Here is a 1,896-nt window from a genome sequence, read left to right as displayed (position 1 = left end):
TGTCGCCTGGGACGGCCGCGTGCGCGGCGCGCTCAGCGTCGCCGATGCCGTGAAGGCCACGAGCGCCGACGCCATCGCGCGGCTCCGCCGGCTCGGGCTCGAGCCGATCCTGCTCACGGGCGACAACGCGACCGTGGCACGGCAGGTCGCCGCGGAGGTGGGCATCGAGCGGGTCGTCGCCGAGGTGCTGCCGGCCGACAAGGCCGCGGTCGTCGCCCGCCTGCAGGACGAGGGCCGCACGGTCGCGATGGTCGGCGACGGCGTCAACGACGCTGCGGCGCTCGCGCAGGCCGACCTCGGGATCGCGATGGGCACGGGCAGCGACGTCGCGATCGAGGCCGCCGACCTCACGCTCGTGCGGGGCGACCTGCTCGCCGCGGTCGACGCGATCCGGCTGTCGCGCCGCACGCTCGGCACGATCCGCGGCAACCTGTTCTGGGCGTTCGCGTACAACGTGGCCGCGATCCCGCTCGCGGCCCTCGGGCTCCTGAACCCGATGCTCGCGGGTGCGGCGATGGCGTTCTCGAGCGTGTTCGTGGTCGGCAACAGCCTGCGACTTCGCGCGTTCCGCTCGGCGGTGCCGGCACCCCGTGCATGAGCATCGGCCCGGCGGCCCGCGGCCCGTGTCCTGCAGCCGATTCTCATGGGGTTCGGGCGTCGCCTAGGGTCGAAGCATGACCGCCGAGATTCCCGACCGCGCCGCCGACCCCAGCAAGGCCGAGGGCGACGGCGCGGTCGACGAACGCGACGCCGCGATCAGCATGCTGCTCGGCATCCGCTCGAGCATCGACAACATCGACGCCGCCCTCATCCACCTGCTCGCGGAGCGGTTCAAGTTCACCCAGCAGGTCGGTCGACTGAAGGCCGAGCACGGCCTGCCGCCGAGCGACCCCGACCGAGAGAAGCGGCAGATCGAGCGGCTCCGCTCGCTCGCGGAGGACGCCCACCTCGACCCCGCGTTCGCCGAGAAGTGGTTCAACTTCGTGGTGGCCGAGGTGATCCGCCACCACGAGGAGATCGCCGACGGCTCCGGGTCGGACCGCCCGTGAACTGGTACCCGACGCGGGTGCCGCCGCAGGCCGGGCGGCAGGTGCTCGTCACCGGAGCGAACGCCGGCCTCGGGTTCTTCACGTCCGCCCGCCTCGCCCGTGCGGGCGCCCACGTGATCCTCTCGGGCCGCAGCCCGGAGCGGCTCGCCGCGGCGGTCGCCGCGATCCGCGGGCGGATGCCGCGCGCCTCCGTCGACACGCTCGTGATCGACACGTCGTCGCTCGACTCCGTGCGCGCGGGCGCCGACCGCCTGCTCGATCGCGCGCCGCTCGACGCGGTCGTCCTGAACGCCGGCATGGTGCACACCCCGAGCGAGCGCCACGAATCGGTCGACGGCCACGAACTCGCGCTCGCGACCAACGTGCTCGGCCACTTCGCGCTCCTCGCGGGCGTCGTGCCCCACCTCGCCCGCGGCGCCCGGGTCGTCACCGTCGGTTCGCTCTCGACGAGGCTCTCCACCTTCCGGGTCGACGACCTCCAGCTCACCGGCTCGTACTCCGCCTGGCGCGCGTACGCGCAGTCGAAGATCGCCGCCGCGTCCATCGCGTTCGAGCTCGACCGGCGCCTGCGCCGTGCGGCGACGGATGCCGCGGAGGCGGTCGGCGCGGCATCCGTCACGCCCCGCGTGCACAGCATCGTCGCCCACCCGGGCTACTCGATCTCGGGGCGCACCCCGCGCGTGCCCGGCGTGAACCAGCCGCCGACGGCCGACCGGTTCGCCGACGCGCTGCAGGCGGCGTGGTCGCAGGGCAAGCACCGCGGCGCGGAGGCGATCGTGCACGCCGTCACCGCCGACGACGTCGAGGGCGGCCAGTTCTGGGGGCCGCAGTGGATGGTCAAGGGCCC

The 1,896-nt window shown here is 74.2% G+C and carries 3 protein-coding genes; all 3 read left to right on the top strand.

The features are described from left to right. Positions 1–598 (top strand): HAD-IC family P-type ATPase (locus ESO86_RS16140; RefSeq protein WP_129235862.1); only part of this gene is annotated, 598 nt, incomplete at its 5' end. Positions 599–674: 76 nt separating this feature from the next. After that, positions 675–1,049 (top strand): chorismate mutase, encoded by a 375-nt coding sequence (locus ESO86_RS16135; protein ID WP_207207190.1) that lies wholly within the window; start codon positions 675–677, stop codon positions 1,047–1,049. Beyond that, the coding region (locus ESO86_RS16130; RefSeq protein WP_165308081.1) for an SDR family NAD(P)-dependent oxidoreductase at positions 1,046–1,896 on the top strand (851 nt) is incomplete at its 3' end. The genes ESO86_RS16135 and ESO86_RS16130, both read left to right, overlap by 4 nt.

This window comes from Agromyces binzhouensis (assembly GCF_004135055.1).
Classification (GTDB): domain Bacteria; phylum Actinomycetota; class Actinomycetes; order Actinomycetales; family Microbacteriaceae; genus Agromyces; species Agromyces binzhouensis.
The sequence above is the reverse complement of the archived record's forward strand: the minus strand, read 5'-3'. Positions and strand labels throughout refer to the sequence as shown.